This is a genomic window from Neobacillus sp. plas4 (genome assembly GCF_057221695.1).
Window position 1 is genome coordinate 330732 of sequence record NZ_CM170152.1, and the last position, 23113, is coordinate 353844.

At 37.8% G+C, this 23113-nt stretch carries 21 protein-coding genes and 1 pseudogene; 16 read left to right on the forward strand and 6 right to left on the reverse strand.

Annotated features, from left to right (window positions below):
* Positions 1-11: 11 nt before the first annotated feature.
* The 8 genes and pseudogenes from AC2TFD_RS01730 to AC2TFD_RS01765 form a co-directional block, all read left to right on the forward strand.
* Positions 12-302: pseudogene (locus AC2TFD_RS01730) on the forward strand (KGG domain-containing protein); the annotation flags it as partial.
* 400 nt (positions 303-702) lie between these two features.
* Positions 703-1263 (forward strand): integrase, encoded by a 561-nt coding sequence (locus AC2TFD_RS01735; RefSeq protein ID WP_335518438.1) that lies wholly within the window; start codon positions 703-705, stop codon positions 1261-1263.
* Between the two features lie 440 nt (positions 1264-1703).
* A complete protein-coding gene (locus tag AC2TFD_RS01740) occupies positions 1704-3242 on the forward strand; it encodes an NADH dehydrogenase subunit 5 (protein ID WP_484674837.1) in 1539 nt (512 codons plus the stop codon).
* Positions 3239-5851, forward strand: coding sequence for a DUF2309 domain-containing protein (locus tag AC2TFD_RS01745; RefSeq protein ID WP_484674838.1), 2613 nt, complete (start codon positions 3239-3241; stop codon positions 5849-5851). The genes AC2TFD_RS01740 and AC2TFD_RS01745 overlap by 4 nt, the downstream gene beginning before the upstream one ends.
* A 185-nt stretch (positions 5852-6036) precedes the next feature.
* Entirely contained in the window at positions 6037-6402 is a 366-nt protein-coding gene (locus AC2TFD_RS01750; RefSeq protein ID WP_335518428.1) for a Na-translocating system protein MpsC family protein, read from the forward strand.
* 98 nt (positions 6403-6500) lie between these two features.
* Positions 6501-6995 (forward strand): carbonic anhydrase, encoded by a 495-nt coding sequence (locus AC2TFD_RS01755; RefSeq protein WP_335518425.1) that lies wholly within the window; start codon positions 6501-6503, stop codon positions 6993-6995.
* Between the two features lie 110 nt (positions 6996-7105).
* On the forward strand, positions 7106-7396 hold the full coding sequence (locus AC2TFD_RS01760; RefSeq protein WP_484674839.1) for a hypothetical protein: 291 nt from the start codon (positions 7106-7108) through the stop codon (positions 7394-7396).
* Between the two features lie 112 nt (positions 7397-7508).
* Positions 7509-7895, forward strand: a complete 387-nt coding sequence (locus AC2TFD_RS01765) for a YidH family protein (protein ID WP_484674840.1) — start codon at positions 7509-7511, stop codon at positions 7893-7895.
* Positions 7896-8273: 378 nt separating this feature from the next.
* Here the strand turns inward: AC2TFD_RS01765 and AC2TFD_RS01770 are convergent, their stop codons facing one another.
* On the reverse strand, positions 8274-8405 hold the full coding sequence (locus AC2TFD_RS01770; RefSeq protein WP_335518419.1) for a hypothetical protein: 132 nt from the start codon (positions 8403-8405) through the stop codon (positions 8274-8276).
* A 281-nt stretch (positions 8406-8686) separates the two neighbouring features.
* Here AC2TFD_RS01770 and AC2TFD_RS01775 point away from each other — a divergent pair, with 281 nt between their 5' ends.
* The 3 genes from AC2TFD_RS01775 (at position 8687) to AC2TFD_RS01785 (ending at position 11204) form a co-directional block, all read left to right on the forward strand.
* Positions 8687-9469 (forward strand): alpha/beta fold hydrolase, encoded by a 783-nt coding sequence (locus AC2TFD_RS01775; RefSeq protein WP_335518415.1) that lies wholly within the window; start codon positions 8687-8689, stop codon positions 9467-9469.
* Positions 9470-9790: 321 nt separating this feature from the next.
* A complete protein-coding gene (locus AC2TFD_RS01780) occupies positions 9791-10387 on the forward strand; it encodes a 50S ribosomal protein L25 (RefSeq protein ID WP_484674841.1) in 597 nt (198 codons plus the stop codon).
* 406 nt (positions 10388-10793) lie between these two features.
* Positions 10794-11204: a hypothetical protein gene (locus AC2TFD_RS01785; RefSeq protein ID WP_335517022.1), complete on the forward strand. Its 411-nt coding sequence runs from the start codon at positions 10794-10796 to the stop codon at positions 11202-11204.
* 134 nt (positions 11205-11338) lie between these two features.
* Here AC2TFD_RS01785 and AC2TFD_RS01790 read toward each other — a convergent pair whose 3' ends face one another.
* Entirely contained in the window at positions 11339-12178 is an 840-nt protein-coding gene (locus AC2TFD_RS01790) for a hypothetical protein (RefSeq protein WP_335517020.1), read from the reverse strand.
* Between the two features lie 357 nt (positions 12179-12535).
* Between AC2TFD_RS01790 and AC2TFD_RS01795 the strand changes: the two genes are divergently transcribed.
* The gene (locus AC2TFD_RS01795; RefSeq protein WP_335517018.1) at positions 12536-13573 is read left to right on the forward strand and encodes a DUF3231 family protein; all 1038 of its coding nucleotides are present in this window, start codon (positions 12536-12538) and stop codon (positions 13571-13573) included.
* Positions 13574-14359: 786 nt separating this feature from the next.
* Complete coding sequence (locus tag AC2TFD_RS01800; RefSeq protein WP_335517014.1) at positions 14360-15295, forward strand: 3-hydroxyacyl-CoA dehydrogenase family protein; 936 nt, start codon at positions 14360-14362, stop codon at positions 15293-15295.
* A gap of 129 nt (positions 15296-15424) precedes the next feature.
* On the opposite strand, the gene AC2TFD_RS01805 is transcribed toward AC2TFD_RS01800, so the two are convergent.
* Entirely contained in the window at positions 15425-16699 is a 1275-nt protein-coding gene (locus tag AC2TFD_RS01805; RefSeq protein ID WP_335517011.1) for an MFS transporter, read from the reverse strand.
* 211 nt (positions 16700-16910) lie between these two features.
* Here AC2TFD_RS01805 and AC2TFD_RS01810 point away from each other — a divergent pair, with 211 nt between their 5' ends.
* Complete coding sequence (locus AC2TFD_RS01810) at positions 16911-17282, forward strand: LysR family transcriptional regulator (protein ID WP_484674842.1); 372 nt, start codon at positions 16911-16913, stop codon at positions 17280-17282.
* Positions 17191-17814 (forward strand): substrate-binding domain-containing protein, encoded by a 624-nt coding sequence (locus AC2TFD_RS01815; protein WP_335517005.1) that lies wholly within the window; start codon positions 17191-17193, stop codon positions 17812-17814. The genes AC2TFD_RS01810 and AC2TFD_RS01815 overlap by 92 nt, the downstream gene beginning before the upstream one ends.
* 255 nt (positions 17815-18069) lie before the next feature.
* Here the strand turns inward: AC2TFD_RS01815 and AC2TFD_RS01820 are convergent, their stop codons facing one another.
* The 3 genes from AC2TFD_RS01820 to AC2TFD_RS01830 form a co-directional block, all read right to left on the reverse strand.
* Positions 18070-19287, reverse strand: a complete 1218-nt coding sequence (locus AC2TFD_RS01820; protein WP_335517002.1) for a carboxylate--amine ligase — start codon at positions 19285-19287, stop codon at positions 18070-18072.
* 99 nt (positions 19288-19386) lie between these two features.
* Entirely contained in the window at positions 19387-20298 is a 912-nt protein-coding gene (locus AC2TFD_RS01825) for an NAD-dependent epimerase/dehydratase family protein (protein WP_335516999.1), read from the reverse strand.
* Positions 20299-20512: 214 nt separating this feature from the next.
* Complete coding sequence (locus AC2TFD_RS01830) at positions 20513-21169, reverse strand: PIG-L deacetylase family protein (protein WP_335516996.1); 657 nt, start codon at positions 21167-21169, stop codon at positions 20513-20515.
* Positions 21170-21481: 312 nt separating this feature from the next.
* Here AC2TFD_RS01830 and AC2TFD_RS01835 point away from each other — a divergent pair, with 312 nt between their 5' ends.
* Complete coding sequence (locus AC2TFD_RS01835) at positions 21482-22714, forward strand: glycosyltransferase family 2 protein (RefSeq protein ID WP_335516993.1); 1233 nt, start codon at positions 21482-21484, stop codon at positions 22712-22714.
* The last annotated feature ends 399 nt before the right edge of the window (positions 22715-23113 follow it).

The window sequence follows — 23113 nt, forward strand, 5'->3', positions numbered from 1 at the left end:
GGAATTTTTCTATGGCTAAGAATACCAAGAACAATCGCAGTGAAGACAATAATGGTAACATGACTGTCGAAGAAGCGGGACGAAAAGGTGGAGAAGCCACCTCCTCAAACCATGATAGGGAGTTTTATGAAAGAATCGGGCGAAAAGGTGGAGAAGCTACCGCTGCAAATCATGACAGAGATTTTTATGAAGAAATCGGTAGAAAAGGCGGCGAAGCCACTTCAGAAAACCACGACAGAGAGTTTTATGAGGAAATTGGACGAAAAGGCGGCGAAGCCCGCGCCAAACAACGTGACAATAATTAAATACGTGAGCAACTCTCATCAAAGTTAATCCGACATATTTTCCAAAAAGGGTGCCCCATACATTATGGGACGCCCTTTTTGCGTTGAATCAAATCAATAAGCTAATTACATAGAAGGCGTTCTTCTTTTTATTCCAAATGATCCCATTTTTGAATTTCTCGAGCCAATAGGCGAAATCCCTAAGTCTATTCAGGCTATTTTTTAAGCGGATTTTTCCAAAACGGAACCCGGTTTTTATTTAGGGAACGCCTACTTGTTGCTACGGAATTTTTTTTGATATATATTCATATAGTTAAAGAAAACTTCATTTCATAAAATTTGTGAATAGAAGTCTTCCACACTAATCAATTAGCATAAATCTCAATAGATAAATTAAATGAGAAAGCAAGGGGAAAAATTGAACTATAAAAATGGGGAAAACTGGATTGAGCAATTAATACAGTCAACTATAAGAGCAGTTGGAATAGAAATTGAACTGAAGCAAGAGCATACTGGGGTGAATATGAGCTATAATTTTATCCTTGACCATATAGGATATGATGTTAAACGTATAGAAGAAGCAATAAAGGAAATGCAGGCTCAAGTTTCACTTAAATCGTATATTAAAGCTTTCACCCTACATGAGTTAGGGCATGCCTTGGACCGGAAAGCTTTAATGGATTCACTGACAAAAACGCTTGAATTTTACGAGATGAAAAAAAACCATACAATATCCGAACAATACAGTGATTACGATCTTCTTAAAATGATAATCGAAGAGCATGAGATGAATATTGCGTTTGAAGAAACGGCTTGGGTAAATGCTGAAAAGTTGAATATGGAATACGGTATTGTTGACTGGGAAAGCTTTGAAAAAGTAAAGAATCAGGGAATGGCAACTTATTTGAATTTATTTTCAAAAGATTTACAGATATACAATAAGCTTATATCGGAGCAACAAACCGAGCAAATTGCTTAATGACTATAACCTGTAAGGTTCTGTTCCTTGAAATTCACAAGGACAAAACTTTAACTTGACAGAATGTTTGATAAATAGTAACATTACTACCATAAATTAATTGCTAATTATATCTCTATATAAATAGATTACTTTAGCATAAGGTTAATAACATCAAAATTGACATTATGAAAAGGTAAATCTATAAAATGAGGGTAAACTCTAAATATACTTCCGAATTGGAAGAAAGAAAATATTAAATAATTAGGTAGACTAATAAAAGGCCAGATTGGGCCAGTTAAAAGTAAACCGACAATTTTCAAAGTTTAATGGTTTTGAACCATTATACTTAAAAATTGTCGGTTTTTTTGTTTTTAAAAATTAAACAGATAGGAATGTAGTGAAATGAAGGGAATCGGTCAAGGTCATATTCTCAGAATGATGGTTTCTTCTATACACCGATGGGGGGAAGTAAAATGTTAATTTCTCTGCCAGAAATATTTTTTGCATTGCTTGCCATTTCGGTGCTTAGCGGGTTATTCCTGTTATACCCCAGGGTTCCGCTGTCTTTTGTTCAGTTTCACGTCGGTATCACACTGCTGCCCCCGGTTGTTGCCCTGCTGGCCCTTGTTACGAACAATGAGACTATTGATTACGGCCCTTGGCGGCTTGATTCTTTATCATGGCTGCTGGCTTTGTTTGTCCTTACCATCGGTTTTATCGTGCAGCGCTATTCTGTTCGTTACTTACTTGGTGATCGTTCTTATCGAAAATATTTTGCTCTGCTGACGATTACTACTACTGCTGATTCAGGTGCCTGGCTAAGTAATGACCTTCGCCTGCTGCTGGTTTGCTGGGGGATTACACTCCTAGGACTGACTTTGCTTATAAAATTAAAAAAAGAGTGGAGTGTTGCTAGAAACGCTGCAAAGCAATCCGGCCGTCTGTTTGCACTAGGCTGGCTTATTCTGTTGGGAGCTGTCATCTGGATTACCCAAAGCACCGGGCATTGGCAGCTGTCGCTCGTCCTTACCAAAAGCAGTCTTGCACAGCTTGAATCATGGGAAAGGACTTGTATTAACCTGCTGCTAATCTTGTCTGTTGTGATTCCGGCAGCACAATGGCCTTTCCAACGCTGGCTGTTAGATTCAGTAGTGGCTCCAACTCCTGTCTCCGCGGTAATGCATGCGGGATTAGTGAATGCAGGCGGAATTATCTTGACTCGATTTTCACCGCTTTTTAGCGGAGATATAGCCCAAATTGTTTTGCTGCTATTGTCCAGTGTTTCCGTCATAATAGGGACCGGAATTATGCTGGTTCATGTTGATTATAAACGGCAGCTAGTCGGGTCTACGATTGCTCAAATGGGATTCATGTTAATCCAATGTGCATTAGGTGCTTATTTGGCAGCAATTATCCACGCTGTCTTACATGGTCTATTCAAATCAACCCTTTTCTTACAAGCTGGCTCTGTGCTTCACGACCACGAGAAGCCAACCTCTGGGACGAACCAGCCAACATCATTGTTATTGACAATTACTGGCGGGATTTTAGGTCTCCTGGTGGCAATTGGTCTTTGGATGTCTTCTCCTGGAGAGGGTTATCGATTGATAAGCGCTCTTACCTTAGGATGGTCAGTATCATTTTCCTGGACCCATCTCGTGGCTTTTGGATCCGGACGTGTCGGGCGCATAGCAGGATTTTCTTTGTTTGCAGGAGCCGCAATTGTATACAGTTTGGTACATGACGCTTTTTATGGTGTGTTACAAGATACAATCCCGAAAGGAATTCAGCCACCGGCACCAGCGGCCATTTTTCTGCTGATTACCTTATTGGCCGGAAGTGCTGCGGTTGTATGGCTGGCTCGTCATCGTTCATCAACTGCCTATGCTCTCATTTATCTTTGGCTTGTACGATTAGGTGAGCCTCAAAATGATTCGGTCGAAAGTCATCCTAAGCATTTGACACAATCATTCTTTAAAGGAGGTCATTTACAATGAATACAACATTAGCAAAAACATTACATTGGGAAAAGCTGCCTGAAACCCTCGATATTGATCTCAATGACTTGGTGAAATCCGCGAGCAGGGTCATTGTACCGCTCGGTCCTATTAACACATTTGCAGCACGCAACCCCTGGGTAGGGTTAGAGGGACAACCGTTTGAAAAAATGGCACGCTGGCTCAAGGATACTTGTGATGTAGATATCTACCCCAATGACTCCGTATTTCAGTCAGCACGAGATCGAGGAGAGATTCATCAGGACTTTTTAGAAAAGGGATTTCAACATTGGCTAAACTCACAATCTTTGGAGTTGCCGCGTGTGGCCGCAGAGAGGTTTTGCCGGACTGCACTTTTACAGAATCAACCATATTCAAGCACTTTGGAAGCACCTGAGTTAAAAAGCATGGCAAGAAAACTAAATCGTTTTACATCCCAAATGACAGAAAAACATTGTGTCAAAACCTATAGTCAGCGCTTGGAACAATTGGGAAGGGTGAATGCAGCACACGAGTTAAACCGCCATATGATCAAGTGGTGTAAATTGTATTTGGATAAATCCCAGGCTGTCTGGTCGATGCCTAATCGGGAAGAAGGTTTCTATCATGCGTGGCGGAAACTAGTCCAGCATGACCCGGCACTTAGCCGTAAGGTACGTAAACAACTAAGTGAGTTGCCGGTAGAGGCAGAGGCTGCCTTAATGGAAGTTTTGCTTTTGCTGGAAATTCCTTTCTCAGAAATCCAGGACTATTTTGAAGCACATTTCCTTGCTTTGCCAGGCTGGGGGGGAATGCTGCTTTGGCGCTCACAGCAATCAGCCGAAGAAACTTCACTCCTGCTGGACTATTTTGCTGTACGAATTTCGATGGAATGGGCTTTGGTTAAACCCTGTCTTCCCTTGCCTGAAAAAAGAAATGATAAAGTAAATCTAGAACCATTAATTGCAGCTTGGGCGGAATGGGGGAACCTGCCAATCAATGCTTGGTTACAGTTATCCTCTACAGAAATAAAGGCACGTTTGGCCCTTGCGTATCGTTTTGATAAGACTCTACGCAATCGGCTTTTGCTTGAAGCATGGGAAAAAACATATGAAGACCAGTTGAGGACGATGATTACATCCCAAAGGCCTGCTGTAGCTGAAGAAAATGTAAAGCAGGCACTCGCTCAATTTGTATTTTGTATTGATGTGCGTTCAGAGCCTTTTCGCCGCAAACTTGAAAAGGCAGGAGATTTTGAGACCTTTGGAACAGCAGGCTTTTTCGGATTGCCGATTGAAACCTGCGACCTAGGCAGTACCCACACGCATAACTCTTTGCCGGTAATGTTTAAACCGCAATACAAGGTAAAAGAGATATCACCAGATTTTGAATCCTTTCAACAACGGCATCAGGTAGTCAGTACACTCGGTTATACATTTAAAACGATGAAAAATAATTTGGTTTCCAGCATGGCGCTTCCGGAAATTAGCGGTCCCTGGCTCAGCCTGCAAACGCTGGCCCGCAGCTTTATGCCTCGGAGTGCAGGCCGGACAATAAGTAAATTGCTCGAAACATGGCTGCATAAACCATCCACGGAACTCTCACTTGACTATATGCAAAAATCAGAAACAGGTCTGCCAATTGGCTTTTCCATGAAAGAAAAAGTACACTATGTACGGCAAGCACTAAAAATGATGGGACTCACCGACCAATTTGCACCACTAGTGGTTATTTGCGGACATGGAAGTCACAGCACGAACAATCCATATCGTTCCGCACTCGACTGCGGTGCATGCGGGGGAGCATCAAGCGGATTTAATGCACGGGTGCTGGCAGCCTTATGTAATCTTCCAAATGTAAGGAAGAGCCTCGAAACAGAGGGAATTATCATTCCGAAAGATACTGTTTTTGCAGCCGCGGAGCATATTACCACTCTTGATGAATTACGTTGGCTTTATGTTCCGGAACTTTCAGTGAAAGCTAAGGAAGCATTTAAACGGATTCAAGCCGAGCTGACAACGGTGAGTGAGGAAGCCAATGCTGATCGGATTCCGCAATTGCCAAATCTCGGAACTCTTCTTAAGAATCCGAAGGCTGAGGCGCAGCGTCTTTCAGAAGATTGGAGTGAGGTTCGACCGGAATGGGGCTTGGCACGTAACGCTGCGTTTATCATTGGGGAACGCAGGCTGACCCAAGACTGCAATCTGGGAGGAAGAGTTTTCCTCAACAATTATAACTGGAAGAAGGATAAAAACGGTGCCATTCTCGCCAACATTATTTCCGGGCCGGCAACGGTGGCTCAATGGATTAACCTGCAATATTATGCCTCTACTGTAGCCCCTCATTATTATGGCAGCGGGAATAAAATAACCCAGACCGTGACAGCAGGTCTCGGGGTCATGCAGGGTAATGCCAGTGACTTATTATCCGGACTACCCTGGCAGTCTGTTATGAAATCGGACGAAGAGGCCTATCATGAGCCACTGCGTTTGCTGGTGGTCATCCAAGCACCGAGGGGTTATGTGAAACGGATGCTGGACCACGATCATGCCTTTCATCAAAAAGTGAAAAACGGATGGATTCGGCTTGCGTCCATTGATCCGGAAGGACACTGGGAGAGTTGGTCTTAACCCCTTTCCCGGTTTTTATATAAGTCCATGTGTGAAGGCTGCTTTTCTTTCCGGCGCTTTTCTAACAATGACAAAGCTTTCCTAAGAAAGTCGTCACATGGGCGGAAAAGATTGTTTTTTAGAATATTATAGGCAATATTTGGCCATCAATGAATGTAACTTTGAAAAAAGGAAAAGGGATCTGTATGGAAAAAACAAAAGGAACACTTGAAGCTGAAATAAGCAAAGCTTTAACACATTGGGAGAAAAATTATCTTGGACGAGGCTCCGTAGCTGTTAAATCGGATATCTTACGGGATATGGTGATTGTAATACTCCGCGGTATACTAACTGCTGCTGAATATACAGTATGTCAGGATAAAGAAGGATTGTTATCAGTAAAAGAACATCGCAACAGTTTAGTGGAATCCGGTTTGGATGATTTAAAAGAAATTATCTTAACGATAACAGGGGAAGAAGTAGTAAGTTTTTACACCGATATTAGTACACAAACTGGAGAACGAGTAATGGTCTTTAAGCTTTCCAGTGACCTGCAAAGCAAATTATCTTAAAAACAAAAGGATATGTTGTGACTCGTGCATTTTTCAGATAAGGAAGAGTCGGGAAACTTATTTGGAACAAAAATCAAAACATATATGGGGTGAATTTGATGTCTAGAGATGAAAAGAAAAAAGTACTATTTGTGATTGGAATGGATCAGAAGTTAGAACGATTCATTAAAGAAGAAACCAATGTTAATTCGGAAAACATGATCATCTTACAAACATATCAGCCAGTCATTTCACACCCCTTCGATGATCTAATGAGGGACATCATTATTGCTGTGTTTCAGGATAATGTTGAGGAAATCGTTGTGGTCTCCACAAATGATTATCACAAGAATACTAGGGATATACTGAACAAAATATATAAAAACAAAGAATTACAGGACAAGATTCAAACATTAGATTATCTTTTTAAAAATTGCATGCCGGAATTTCCTGAGGGCACGGTAAGTGTATGGCTGCATGGAGGCAATACTTTAGCGGAGAGCGTACGAAAATCTGTCAACATCATACGCAATCATCCGCTTCTGCCGTCACATGTTAAGGTCAAAGAATTATATATTGAACAAGCGAATAAAAGGCTATCAGAAATTGTCTAAGAAACTATTGCTTATGTATATAATGAAATAAAAGTCTTAATTCCTCCAATCTATAGGGATTAAGACTTTTTGTTTTATAGATTAATTATAGTTGCAGTAATTAAAATAAATTGACTAATAGTGATAATGTTTTTACTAATTCTAGGCATGTTAAAGCTCGTGTGGCAGCTAAGATTGGTTTGAATGAGCAGTGGTATTGCAGCAAATCCATTTTTGGCTTGGAATCAATAAGCAAAAAAATTGCAGGAAGAGCTTGGGTTTATAATACATATGAAGAATGGCAGAGGCAGCTGCCATTTTGGTCAGTGAGTACGATAAAGCGGACGATTCGCTCTTTAGAGAAAAAGAGTCAGTCTCCGGTCTGCTGGTTTGAAGTTGCTCCAAGGACAGGGGGGTGTTAGGTTTATTAATAATAAGTGTTCGTGAACAATTAAGGTATCAGTTATATTGAAAAGCAGGTAATACGGGAATTCAGGGTATAAATTAAAAACCTAGATTAAGGAGTTGGAAGCAATGAGCAAGGGGAAAGAAAAAGCGGGTGAAAATATACCAACACTCGATTCAAAATATATTCAGCAGCATTTGGCAAATGAAAGGACGTTTTTAGCCTGGATTCGAACTGCGATTGCCATCATTGGGGTTGGATTCCTAGTAACAAATCTACATATTAATATGAAAGAAAACCTCTCCCCAGCTGGGGATATACTTGCAAATATGATAGGAATTGCTTCCGTTGGTATAGGCATTATAACAATCATAATGGCAACCATTGTTTATCTAATAAAAATCCATACGATTAATAATCAAACATATACAGCATCAAGGAAATACATTATTACTCTAAGTATATTTATTATTGTAATTGCCCTGTTATTTGGTTCTTATTTCTTACTTTTATAATATAAAATCCATTTATTTTCCTTCTTATTTTTAACACAGTTTTTATGCTTTAATGTTAAGAAAAACAAAAAATGAAAAGAAGAATCACCAGCATCCCATGTATTGCCGAATAACTCTGGACACGTGGAGTGTGTGTACACCGCCAATAGATTATCTTTTTGACTTTGCTACCATTTTGCTAATGCAATCCAGTGAAAAACAGTGATATCCCGTAAAGATGTTACAAACAGAATTTACAAAATAGGGATAAACCGACCGCACTTTTCGTACACGTCATTAAAGATATTACACATTCTCATCTTACGGGTGGCATGATGTAATATATTCATCCCAATATTCATAGTAGCAACTTCCAAGTGCAGGGAAGTAGTTCTTTTCTTATTTACCGAGAACAGTAAGAGTATTAATGACAATAAGTTTTAAGAAGTGCATGGGACTTTTTCTTTGCGCTCTACCTGAAACAGCACCTGCCGCTGCAACTGAACCAAATGGATCAATAGCAGAAGCCATAGTATCCCCAGTAAAAGCACCTACACCGGTTCCTGCTGCCTCAGTTTTGTTATCCTCACGTTTGCGTTTGTTGATATCAGCAATCTATTTCACTCCCTTCTCTTTTTATAGGGAAATGCTATTGTAAACCTTATCCTTGATAAAGAAATTTCTGAAGTGACGACAATTCATTTAAGATTCGTTTTTTAATAGGGTGTTTTCCCGGCTGAAAAAAAATAGGCATTCACCCAGACTTAACTAAGTGAATATCTTATTGGTAAAGCTTTCAAGGGGGAATCGGAGTGGGGTACTATGTTAATGTAGAATCAGGCGTAAAATTATATGTGGAAGATATAAATCCCGAGGGCAGTAAGACGATCGTGTTTTTACATGGCTGGCCGCTAAGCCATAAACAGTTTGAATATCAATTTGATGTTCTTCCCTTCATGGGTTACCGCTGTATCGGAATTGACTGGAGAGGATTTGGAAAGTCGGATAAGCCAATAAGTGGATATAGTTTTAACCGATTGGCGGATGATATACGTACAGTAGTGGATGTACTTCAATTAAACAATTTTATTCTTGCAGGTCATTCTACAGGTGGAGCGATCGCAATTCGATATATGTCCCGACATAATGGTTATGGAGTATCCAAACTTGTCCTAGTTGACGCTGCAGCTCCTATAGGATTTACTACTGAAACTGCGACTAAATTTCTTACTCAAGCGTTAAATGACCGTCCTAAGATGATGCTAGAAGTGACAGACAACTTTTTCTTTCAATATATAACAAGCCCATTCTCTGAGTGGTTTATTCAAATGGGCTTACAAGCAGCAGGTTGGTCAACGGCAGCGATCATCATTACACTAAGAGACGAGAAACTTTATGGAGATTTGCCAAACATACATGTCCCTACCTTAATCATCCATGGTGTTCATGACAAAGTTATTCCATTTGCACAGGCTCATGAACTAAATCAAACCATAAAAAATTCACAGCTTGTTCCGTTCCAGTACAGCGGTCATGGTCCTTTCTGGGAAGAACGTGACAAGTTTAACCAATTATTAAGGCAATTTATTGGTTGATAGTCCTCTTCAACTAAAGGAAGCAAGTTTCGAAAACCAAGCTGCCCAATTGGCGGCTTTTCTTTTTGAAGTAACGGGCATGAGAGTTACTTAGTAGTGTTTAGTTGAGGCGGCAATGAGATACTGAAAAAACATTTAGAATGGTTCTTTTTACGAACAAATTACTTAAAATAGGCTTTTGAAGTAAAAAAAAGGATAAGCTCTTTTTTTGAAATAATATACAGAATTAGATATACTTGAAGAGTATGATGATTTTTTAATAGACCTAGTCTATTAAAATACAAGTCTAAGATTAACTAATCAGGAAGGTGGAAGTAAATAGTGAATACATTAGTAGCTCAAGAAAGAAGAGATTTTAAAAGATCTACTCTGAAATCGTTGAGAAATGATGGGGGAATCCCTGGGATTGTTTATGGAAGAAAGATTGATACTAAATCTATTTTTATTAAGAACAAAGAATTACGAAATGTGATTAAGGACGTTGGTAGAAATGGTATTATATCGCTAAACGTTGATGGGAAATCAGAAGATGTTATATTAAGAAGTTACCAAAATAACCCTGTTACAAAGGATATACTTCATGTGGATTTCCTTCAAGTTGATAATTACACTGAAATTGATACAAGTGTTAGTGTAATTTTAAAGGGAACATCTAGTGGAGAAAAAGTTGGAGGAGTTGTTAAACAGTTTCTTCACGAATTAAATATAACAGCAAAAGTTAATGATTTGCCTGATAGTATTGAAATTGATATCACAAACTTTGAAATCGGTCATACCGTTCAAATAGCAGATATTAAAAAAGAGTATAGTAACTGTACCTTCAAACATGAGGATGAAGAAGCTATCATGATGGTCGACTATGTGAAAGCTATAACAGAGGACGAAGAGGATGCTAAAGTTGAAGCACCGACAGTTTAGTCTCTGTTATATATTAAAAAATAATAGAAATAAGTTAAAGAAATAGGAATCAACTTACGAAGATTAGCACTCCACGCTAAACTTCATTATCTCTGACAATATTTCGTATTTTTTAATACTGTTTGTCTTTTACCATTAAAAGTATAAATAAAACGAAAAACTATGTCAATATTTTTTTTAAGCACTTTTGATCTTATTAATCGTCTTTGGCTTAAGCATTTATTGTTCTTCTGCTAACGGTTTTAAGTAAATTGGATTGAACAGCTGATATAGCTGATTTTTAAAGAAGCTTCTCATGAGTTGAGCAAACTTGTGGAAAGCTTCTTTTTCCATATCATGTGTTACAATGATGATATAATTTTTGTTCGATACAATCATATTAGAGTGAGAGTGAGGGGCGGAAAAAATGTACGCTGGTCTAGCATATTTTGTTTCCCTTTTTGTCATTGTGATATCAGTATTTACCACACTTTTTGTTAAGAATGAACTAGAACGATTATTTCGAGAAAAAAGTGTGCTTCCTTTTCATATATGCAATGTCGTTATTATCTTAATGGTTTCTATGTTGGCACATACTGTAATGACGAAATATATCATTGGGAATGAAGTCAATTGGTTCTTACAAACAGTAATCCTTATGCTCATTATCCTGCCAATTTATTTAATAGGGCACCTTGCATTTGAGAAGTATAAAACAATTTATCGAAAATACATACCCACGGATAACAGAAAAGTGGTTGTTCTTAATGAAAAGTACTTAAAAAAGAAAAAACCATCTTCAAGACTCAAAAATTATAATTCCTTTTCCAAGGAATAGTAAAACCTACACACACCTATATGCGAACGCAGATAATGGCTGTCGAGACTTTCTCGACAGCCTAAAGCCATTATAGAACCTCGTTATCTAGATATAAAACTATGAGTGTCTATTCCGAAGGCTTCCTTATCATCCTAACTATTCAGTTTAAGGTATTTCCTCCCCTTTTGTGGATAGATTCCTTCGGTTTGAAACCACTCCCAAAGTAAGGTTCCGCTTTTTCGTCCAATACATCCGCTCATAATAAGTCTAGGAACGATTATATAGGTGGGCAAGCCTTTTACGTAATAGGTTATATTGGTGTTAAATTCCTTTAAGACAGTAATCTGGTCAATGATACTTGTAACCTCAAAGAGGCTATCCCATCTTTTCGTACATTCCTTAAAACTCTGGTTAACTATTTCAATTTGTTTTTCGGGGCTAAAATCTTTCTGATGGAGTTGTGGAAAGTCTCTCAAAAAGAGAGTATTCAGCACTTGTTCACATAATTTCAGGTCGGAAATTGCCTCTTTTGAATACTTATCAACGACTGTAAACCATGTTGTGCCAACGCGCTTATCAAGCCACTGAATAAACATCTTTAATTGGGAAAGGAAGGTTTCTACTTGTTTTTCATCAGGGGTAAGTTTCATAACATGAGGCAATTGGGTGAAAATTAGTTCTTCCCAGAATGGTCGCTTGCATTTTTTCCATGAGGGTGGACAGTTATCTTCCAAAACGTCGGTCATGTAGTTAGATAAGATACGGAGAAACTCATTGCGGTTTTTGTCGTGGGGGCGTTCAAGTTTATAGTCAATTAAATCCTTTCCATAAAATAAGAAGTGTCCTCGATGCCTCATGTTAAATTCAGCGCTTAACTTCATATTTTTTAAAATATTTTCCCGTTCTTTTGGATTTTCAAAGTGCTTCATTAATACTTTCACTTGCGGTTCTTTCTCTTCTAAAATATTCTTCGTATTGTTGTTGTTCTTCATTCAATCAACCTGCTTCCATAGTGAATTGTTTTTCGGATTAGAAAAGAGGGGTTAATGGAGGATTTTACTGGGACTACTACTCATAGTATATCGTTTTCATAAACGTTTAATTGGTTGATTTATGTTACTTTTGTGAATAGATGCTTTTTTCTATGCAATCCATTGAAAAAACTTTATTCGTCCCCATGCTCAAAAATTATTGCATGTAGTCGGAAACTCATCGATAGTTTTATTAAATAGAGGGAATATTACCTGATAGAATCAAATAGGAGTTGAGCTTTCATTAAATAATGATACAAACTCTATAAGGCTTTACCGAAGGGATTTATAAAAATAGTGATAGGAGGAAAGGATTAAATGATTGAAGATAAAAAGGTGTCCGAACATGACGATATCCCTTTAACAGCTTCGGAAATCGGTTTTCTTTGGGCGCAATATGTAAACGATACCTTAGCAACTTGTGTGATGAGTTATTTTAAAAATACATGCAAAGATAAAGAGATCCTTCCGCTTATCGAAAATTCCTTAAGCATAGCACAAAATGACATTACGATAATTAAGGATATTTTTTTAAAAGAGAATCATCCTATTCCAGTTGGTTTTACTGAAGAAGATGTAAATCTGAATGCACCTAGATTGTTTTCTGACGCATTTATCCTTATGTACTTACAAAAATTAGAGGTAATTGCAATGGAAAGTATTGGTATGGCGATTGGTGTTTCGGCACGTTCAGATGTAAGTGATTTTTTTAGAAATTTACTCATATCTGTTTCTGAATTACACGATAGGGCAAGAAAGGTTATGTTATCAAAGGGCGTATATATTAGACCGCCGCAAATACCGATGTCAGATAAGGTTGATTTTGTAGAAAAACAAAGGTATCTATTTGATTTTTTAGGTCATAAACGCCCCCTAACAGCAATTGAAATTACACATCTTTTTATTGGTATCCAATCGAATGCTTTAGGGAAAGCAATGATGATGGCTTTTGCACAAGTGTGTAAAAATGAAGATGTAAAACAATTCTTTTTGGATGGAAAAGAAATTGCTAATAAGCATATAAAAAAATTTAGTTCAATATTGAGTAACGAAGACATTACAGCACCTATGGGGTGGGAGGCCCTTGTTTTGGATAGTACAACTGCACCCTTTTCAGATAAATTAATGATGTTTCATACTACTTATTTGATTGCCCTTGGGATAGGAAATTATGGTGTTGCGGCTGGTACTAGCCAAAGAATGGATTTAAGCGCTACATATGTACGCCTTGCCGCTCAAATTGCATTATATGCAGAAGATGGTGCAAACATAATGATTAAACATGCATGGCTGGAAGAGCCCCCAAAACTAATCGACCGTCAAGCACTTGTTAAACAACAAAAAGAAAAGAAATGATTTTTCTATATTATTGCCGGTTTTTGTAGAAAAACGAGCAAGTCGTTTCAATGTTTAGAATGGAAGGCAGTCCATTACCGCCGCTTCCAGAGTTGAACCTCGTCCGTTAGTTTAGGTTTAAAGCAGACAATATTGTTATTAATTTAGCCAAGAGTAATTCAAAAGTTTGGCGCCAGGCATCATCTAACTTGGTTGGTGCCTGGTACTTTTTTGAGTAACTATCAATTTTTATTATGTAACCTTATTTGCCTGGTTTTCCTCGACAATAAATTCTTCTGAAAATCGTTAAAAGGCTCAATTTAAAAGGATTTACTGCACTTTTAACCAAACGATTAATTAGTACCACAAGGTGTATAAATTTGTAAGAATGTGTATTTTTCTAGTTTCTATAGTCAGTTTTATAGATAATACCTAGCAATAACAAATTTTATACGATAATTAATACACATGAAAACAGCCATAGGTCCGTCTCACAAAAGGGTTTCCCCGTGATTTAACCAAACGATTAATTAGTTGAATAAGTTTTAACTAAACGATTGATTAGAATTGATTTAAATGTTATCAAACTTGTGTTTAAACCTCATTTGTTAGGCGGAACTTGTCGAGAGGAGGACTAGTAAAAAGGGTGGCTTTGATTAGAAGTAGTAATTGATCATAGTTATAACCACTTCCTATTAAAATAAGGGAGTGGTTATTTATTTGGTTACTTTTAAGCCTAACGGAATTAACAGAATTATAGTAAAATAAATAATAGATTAATAAAATACTGAAATAGGTGGGGTACTGATGGGTGAAAAGGTTACTGTTTTAGGTGCAGGTACAATGGGGCATGGAATTGCTCAACTATATGCACAGGCAGGATATGATGTTTTTTTATATGATATAAAAGCTGAATTTTTAACTAGTGCGGTCGAAAGAATTTCAGCGAATTTAGATATGTTAATTCAAGAGGGAGTTATTGGTGAAAAGAATAAAGAAAGCGCTCTATCCCGGATTTTTACAACCACGAATTTAGAAGTTGCTGTTAAGGATACATCCTTTGTTACCGAAGCTGCTTCAGAGAATTTAGAGATTAAATTTAGCTTGTTCAAACAATTGGAAGAATTGATCGAAGATGATACTGTTATTGCCTCTAATACTTCGACATTTTCACTAAGACAATTATCAGAGGGGATTCAAAAGAAAGATCGATTAATTATCACCCACTTCTTTAATCCAGCACAGATTGTTCCGTTAGTGGAAGTGGTGAAGGGACCTGATACGGCACAAGAAATTATTGATCGAACTGTAGAAGTTCTGAAAAATATAGGGAAAAAACCAGTAGTCTTGAAAAAAGATATCCCTGGTTTTATTGCCAATCGCTTGCAAGCAGCACTTGTCCGTGAGGCTTTTTACTTACTAGATGAAGGGATTGCTTCCGCAGAAGATATTGATTCAGCCATTACAGATGGTCCCGGATTCAGATGGTCATTTATTGGTCCATTAGAAACCGCTGATTTTGGAGGACTTGATATTTGGAAGAGTGTAGTTGAAAATCTTGCTCCTGAATTATCAAAAGAGATAAAGGTTCCAGCATTTGTTGAGGAAAAAGTTCAAAGTGGAAAGCTAGGAACCAAAACAGGCAGTGGGTTATTTACATATGCAGACGAGGAAGAAGTACAACAGAAGATCAAACGAAGAGATGAAAGTTTTGTTCGATTAGCTAAAATAAAGAACACATAAACCTTTAAAAGAAGGCAACGAATCAATTGTACTGCACCCCAAAAGTTAAAGTGAAATCTAATTATTGGGGGTCACCTCAAATGGGTGTTGCCTTTTTGTGTCTTGTTAGTTCTAGCTTTCTATGAATTGTTATAAAGTCATTATTCCTTCATTGGTTAATTGATTTGAATGTTGTTTTTTTATAATAATGACAAAAAAACTTGCTAATAAACAGAAAACTCCTGCCAAGAAGAATGCCCAGGTATAAGTGTTGAAAAATCTATAGATTAAACCTCCACCAAAAGCAGCTACTGCAGCACCTGCCTGATGAGATGCAAAAATCCAACCATAAACGACCCCGCTTTTTTTCGTGCCGAAGATTTGTCTTGAGATACTAATCGTTGGTGGAACCGTTGCAATCCAATCTAATCCGTAAAACACAGTAAAGATCATTAGCATCGTAATGGAACCTTCATTTAATGCAAAAGGAAGGAATACAAGAGAAGCCCCTCTTAAACCGTAATACCAAAATAAAAGCCAGCGATTATCGAAACGATCGGACAGCCATCCGGATAGAGTGGTTCCTACTAGATTAAAGATTCCCATAAACGAAAGAAACGAAGCCGCTGTAACTAAAGGGATTCCAAAACTAATACAGAAAGAAACAAAATGTGTACCAATTAACCCGTTTGTTGAAAGACCACAAATAAAGAAACTACCAGCTAACAACCAAAATTCTTTCACTTTTACAGCTTGGAATAGACCTTTGAAGGCTATAACAATAGGATTTTCCTTCCGACTTTCCTTGCTCTCTTGTATTTCTTGATCAAGTCCATAGGGAAGAACACCAGCATCCTTTGGTGTGTTTTTCATAAATAAAAAGATTATGATAATCATAATGATACTAAGGATCATAATTAAACCCATTGCTGTGCGCCAAGATTCATTTTCTATCATAGCGGCTAAGACAGGAAGTAGAATTAACTGACCTGTTGCTGTACTTGCCGTTAATATTCCTACAGCGAGTCCTCTTCTTTTGACAAACCAATGATTCGCCACATATGGACTTACTACCGTTAAAAAAAGACTCGCCCCCAGTCCAATAATAACGCCCCAAATAATAATTAACTGCCATGACTGGTTCATAATGAAGGTTAGTATGATACCGGCCAGCAAAGTTGTCATTGACATGAGCATCATTTTTTTTAACCCAATCACTTCTAATAATGCTGCCATGAACGGGCCTGATATACCATATAAAAAAAGACTAATGGCAAAAGCGAGTGCAATAACAGATCGATCCCAGCCAAATTCTTTTTCGAAAGGGTCTATGAAAACCCCCGATGATGACATGGCAATACCAGCTACAATAATGGAGAAAAATGTTATGGCAAGAATAAACCAGCTATAGTGTATATGTTTCAAAACTAGACTCCCTCCGTTTGAACCAGGGGGACGGTTCTAATGGCTTTGGTTATGACACTAACCTTTAATGGGACCATGAGAACCGTCCCTCCTGCATTCTTTTTCTTAATATTAACCGGCAACTAATTATTAGTAAAATTGAAGTTTATGAAGTTATCCATTGATTTTTTTGATACTATAGACATGAGAAAAGATAAAAGTGGGTGAAATGATGGAAATACGCCATTTTGTAACGTTTAATAAGGTCATTGAAATGGGCAGCTTTACACAAGCTGCAGAACATTTAGGTTACTCTCAATCCACGGTGACTTCTCATATTCAGGCGCTTGAAGAGTATTTAGGCGCACCTCTGTTTGATCGGCTGGGTCGAAAGGTGGAATTTACTGAAATTGGTAAGAAGCTGTTACCCTATACACAGGAAATTTTAGATACTTATGGAAAAATCGAAAGCATTACTAGTGATGAAAAGGATATTAGAGGGACGTTAAAGATTGCGGCTCCTTTCTCTAACAGTCTACCGCCTAGAACCAATATTAATAGAATATCGAAAGAACTTTCCAAATGTAAGCATCCGCTTAAGTAATGCCTCTTGCGGAGATAACAAGAGAGCAATCGTTGATGGTAGTGCAGATGTTGCGTTTGTCATGTTACCACAGTTTGAGGATTCAGATTTAGTCATCCATCCGTTAAGGAACGAACCGATTGTTCTCGTTGGAAGTCCTGATTGTCCCCTGAATAGTTTACCTAAAAGTTACGAAAATCAGAAGCTTAGCGAGTGTTTAATTACGAACGAGAAAGAAGGAAGTTATCGAAGAATATTTGAAGAGTTCCTACGTGAGAGAGGGATTGTACCTTCAAACATCATGGAACTTTGGAGTATTGAGGCGATAAAGCGTTCTGTAATGAGCGGGCTTGGTATTGCTTATTTACCTTTAATGGCTGTACAGGATGAGATCAAGGAAGGAAAGTTAAAAATTATTCCTTGCGAGGCTGATTTAAAACAGATATACTCTCAAGTCGTTTACACATATACAGGTATCAGGGATTTTTCTTATTTATTCTTGTTCAACAAAAGCAGTTTAAGTAGAAACCTTCACAATCTCTTCAGCAAGTAGCCTCCACATATATTCACCGCACTTTTAGCACACATGGTTAAAGATATTACACACTCTCACCTTACGGGCGGCATGATGTAATTAGGGATTTAAAACCCTATTTTATCAAGGTTTCGAATCGTTGATTAAAAGGCTTGTCCGCGAAATTGTCCGCATAAAAAAATAACCGACCATTGGAGAAGGTCTTTCATCAGTTTACTGAACTGGTGGGTGGCCTTTTCTTCCATATTGGCGGTCATATGAGCATAGTCACACTTAAACTTTATCATCTTTTTGAGTTAATTTAGTTTCCATCTTTTTAATCTGTCTGCTATTTTTCCATGAATTGATAAGGTGTGAGAACGCACTGCGGAAAAATGGGAGCGGGTCATCCCAGGCAAAAAGTGCATATTCTTTTTTACCTTTCAAATTTCTTAACCATTGACTCCCAGTCAGGTCCCCTTTTTTTCTTTTTTCTCTTGAGGATAAATAGTGGCGAACAAGATAAATCCATTTAATTCCTTCTGTCTGCGTAAGTATTGGTTCTGGATTTTGTTTTGTGAGCAATAAATAATATAAATAGGATAAATCAACTCCGCAGCGACCTGATAAGCTGTGCCACAGCCACGTTCTTGCATTGATTTCAATAAACTTTAACTGACCGTCGCGCGGATCCCGTTTAAACTCTGCCACTGAAAGTCCTTTAAAGCCAAGTGCTTTTAAAAAGGATACTCCCCTTTCAATAACCTCTTCATCTCTAACGCTTTTTACCAGCGCACCAGCTCCGAAATAAGCAGGAAATTGATTTAACTTTTGTCCCATAAATAAGCCTATTAATTGTAAGTTATCATCAAATAATGTGCCTACCTGATATATTCGTTCCTCTTTACCCGGAATCAATTCCTGTAGCAGTAGTTCACCAAATTGCTGATAGAAAGGAAACTCCTTTCTAAGTTGGTCAGCATTTTCCATTATGATCGCCTTTTTGCTTAATTTTTTACGGAACTCATGGCCAAATACTGGCTTTAAGATACAGGGAAAGCTCATATTATGAATATGTTGATCAAGTTCAGCTTCATTGTTGACAATGAAAGTTTTTGGACTTGGGATTTGATGTTTTTCCGCCAATTTTGCTGTTAACCGTTTATCCAATACAGCCTCAATTAAATCATGGTCAGGCAGGAGAAAATGATAGTAATTTAAAAGCTCATTACGGTGCTTTGAGATGAAATATACAAACTCGTCCGATCCTGCAAAGAGAGCCGGCTTCTTTGGCAAGCGCTCGCTAAATTGTATGAGTAGCGCAAGTAAATCCGACTCTCCCGTTTTAGGATCGGGACAAATACCACAAGTTGCATAACGAGTTTTCCCAATTTTGTACTTCCTTTCCGTATCAAAAGCATAGATAGGTATTCCTCGTCGTCGTAAACTGCGGATGATGCCAATTCCATTTGCGCTTAAATCTAAAACAACAGCTGCGGTATCATGATTCATGATACTCCCCTTCCTTTAAAAAGATTTGAAGACTTCAAGAATCTTCGTTACCATTCTTTCTGTTGTCAAATGTTTATGTGCATATTCCTTTGCATGATCTTATTTTGGTTTATAGTATTTAAAAGTTTCGCTTAACCCGGCTTGCAAATCAAAGGAAGGCTGCCAGCCTAAAATAGATGCAGCTTTAGTATTATCCAATTGACTATACCGGATATCTCCCTCCCGTGCAGGCTTGTAGACAGCTGGAATATCTTTAGCAATTGTTGTAATCATCTTGTAGAGGTCGTTAATGCTTGTTTTAGTATTACTGCCAATATTAAAGATTTCATTTGCACCGTTATTAATGGCTAATACATTAGCCAAAGCAACATCTTTTACATACACGAAATCTCTGGTCTGTTCTCCATCTCCAAAAATAAATGGAGATTTGTCCTTAATTACTTTCTTGAAAAATATCGATATGACTCCTCCCTCACCTTTTGAGGATTGGCGAGGACCATAAACATTGGCATACCTTAGAATGGTGAATGGGACTTGATGTAGGCTATTAAAGGCTTGGACATACATTTCTGAAGAAAATTTCGAAATACCATAATAAGATAGAGGCTGAATGGGGGATGTCTCCTTAATGCTTATATCATCTTTTTCACCGTATACAGCACAAGACGAGGAAAAAATAAATTTTTTCACGTTGTACTTATGGCAGCAGGTCAGTAAGCGAATCGTACCAAGAATATTTTGATGTGCATCCCATACAGGATCTTTTATGGAGCGGGAAACATCCACTTGAGCTGCGAGATGGATGACAACATCTGGTTTTTCCTTTTTAAATACATCTGATATTTGTGAAGATGTGATGTCAACTTCATATAGCCGGATATTTGGTGGAACAAATTCCCTTTGACCCGTGAGGAAATTATCTACTATAAACGGTTCATGACCGGTTTGAGATAATAAATCGACAACATGAGAACCAATGAATCCAGCTCCCCCTGTAACGAGAATCTTCACAGGTTCTCACACCCTTTTTGACTATCAGAGAAAGACCATAGCTTCTTTCTCATCATTGTAAAAAGAGCCTCTACTTTTTCTCCAGTAAACTCTTTATCCATTCTCATCTCCCCATCTCTTTGTTTTTGATGAAATAAAAGAAAATCATGAACAATAAACCTATGTGAGGAGGAAATTGATCTGTTGTGAAGGTAGATCGTTCATTTCCTCTTCATCATTTCCAAACCCTCCTAATAATTTCGAAAGACTCTGCATATTCCGCTCCTACTGTCATTCCTCTTACACGTGCTAAATATTTTACTCCATCATACGAACGTGGATGTGGAAACGGTCGCATCTCAACATCATAAGCCTTAAGTGACTCAATCTTTTCATCTATGGTGTCGGATATATCAACAAAATAATTTGGTTTAAATTCTTTATCATTTGTATGTTGACTCCATTCACTAGAAGAAACCGTTTCAAAACAAAGGATTTCAACCGGCCTTTTACCAGGAAGCGGCCGCGCTGCTGTTAATACCGCTTGAAATAGTATTTGGTGATCACGGTTGATATCCCCATAATGATGTGTAAAAATCATGGATGGCTCATTTTTGATTAGCAGATCTTCAATTTGTTTATTGACTTCAACAAGAGGGACTTTTTCCAATAAAAGATTAGGATATTCCCAAAAGATTACATTTTTAACCCCTAGGTTCTCATTTGCCTTTAAAATACACTGCTTAATGTGTTGCTCTTCTTCCTTTCGTCCCTTGACGGCTATAACAGTCGTAACTTCATATCCCTGATTTATTAATTTTTTTATTGTCCCGCCGCATCCTAGAATTTCATCGTCGGGATGTGCAGCGATTACTAGTACATTTTTATTCATAAATCCCTCGCCCCCAAAAAATATTATTCTCGTATATAGACAAGATATGAAAATAACTAAAAGAGGAACGGGGCATTTTGTTGAAAATGTGTAAAAAATGTGTAAAAAATGTGTTAATTAAAGAATAAATAGGCTACATTTAGTTGAACATCCGAGAAACTTTTTTTGACAAGCATAATATACTCTAGTGGAAGGGGTAATGGAATACAAGTAAGCCTAACTTGCCTTTTGTGATCATTACCCTTAGGTGATTACAACCCTGATTCAACATCAAAGGAAGCCTATAGGCTCTCCAGGAGGAATGAGAAATACATGGAAATTGAAGTTACAATCATAATGCCTTCATATAACCGCTATCCCCTTAATCTGCTTAGCCTTTATGCGTTGGAGAAACAGAACTTTGATTTATCTAAAATGGAAGTGATATTGATTGATGATGCTTCTACCGACCAGACCCCCAAAATTAAGGAGTACCGTCCTCCCTACCATTTTCAATATATTCGCAATAGCACCAATGTTGGGGTTGCTGCTTCAAGAAATATCGGACTTAGGCATGCGAGGGGAGAGATTATTATCCTTTTCGATGCAGAAACGATTGTTCCCCCTAACTATGTTGCCCTTAACTATCAGCATCATCTAACTCAGGAGAAAGCCGTTGTTATTGCAGGAAGCAAGCGCGGCCGTGTGTATACTTTTTTATTCCCGGATTTTACTGATAATCAAATCAAAGCGATTTATAAATGGAGAAAAGAAAAATCCCTCCTCAATCAACGCCTTAAAGAGGTGGTGTCGCAGGAACTGGCACTTGATACCCTAACGAATTATATTAGGCATTTACAAGAACCCCAACAAGTGATTAAGAGGGAGGATATTGACGATATTAAAAAATTACGCTCGATCACAAAATACAAGAGTTATGCTGGTCATTTATTAAAATACCTTAGGGAACACGAACATTCTGATAGCAGCCCATTGCGTTGGATGGCTTGTTTAGGTTTTCTTTCTATTAAAAGAAGTTTTATGGAGCAAGTCGGCGGTTACGAGGAGAATTTCAAAGGGTGGGGACCAGAGGATGCTGAATTTGCATATAGATTATATAAGGCAAATGCTAACTTTATTATCGAACATGATTTAGAATCGTACCATCAAGAACATCCACCGCTGCCAACAATGGAGGATGATATGCACAGAAATCGTCTGTTGTTTGAACAAAAGCACCTGGTTTTTGATGTATGCATTAGAGCTCTGCACTCTATTCAACCGACGGATTATGAACTCATGGAAAAGATTGTTTTAGAACATCAATCCCTTACCGCATGCTTTCCCAATGAGTTTCATGAATTTAACCGCGCCATCATAACCTTACTTCATCAAATTCGTATCAATTTTGCAGAAAACCGGCCCCCTGTTAACCTAATTCAAAATACCGAATTCGGCAATGATCCGGCTGCCATGGAACGCATCCTAGCAGAGAAAGATCAAATAAAATCCTATGGTAAATACAATCATCTTGTATGGTTGTTCGATAAACTGAGTACGACCTAGAGATGGTGGCAGCTATATATCGATATAAAAATGGTCAACCAGAAATATTTTCTGGCTAGCCTTGTACAACTTGTGAAGTAGTCATGTAAATAATTTATATCAATAGCAAAAACCACTTCCTAAAAATGAGGGAGTGGTTTTTGTTGTAAAAATTTTGCTAACAAGATTTTTGATAGATGGGCATCATCATGTTCATATACGTTTTTTCCATTTCTAATTCCTCCAATATGTCATTTTACTTTGAATAAAAAGGAAATAAAAAAGGCCCATAAAAGTTCCTTATGCTTAATGCTAAAAGAACTTTTTGTGGTCAAGTCAGCTTTCCTCTTTTATCCCAAAACAACAATACAACAACAACGATAATTTAAAACTTCTGATTAAATTACAAAAAATTTACAA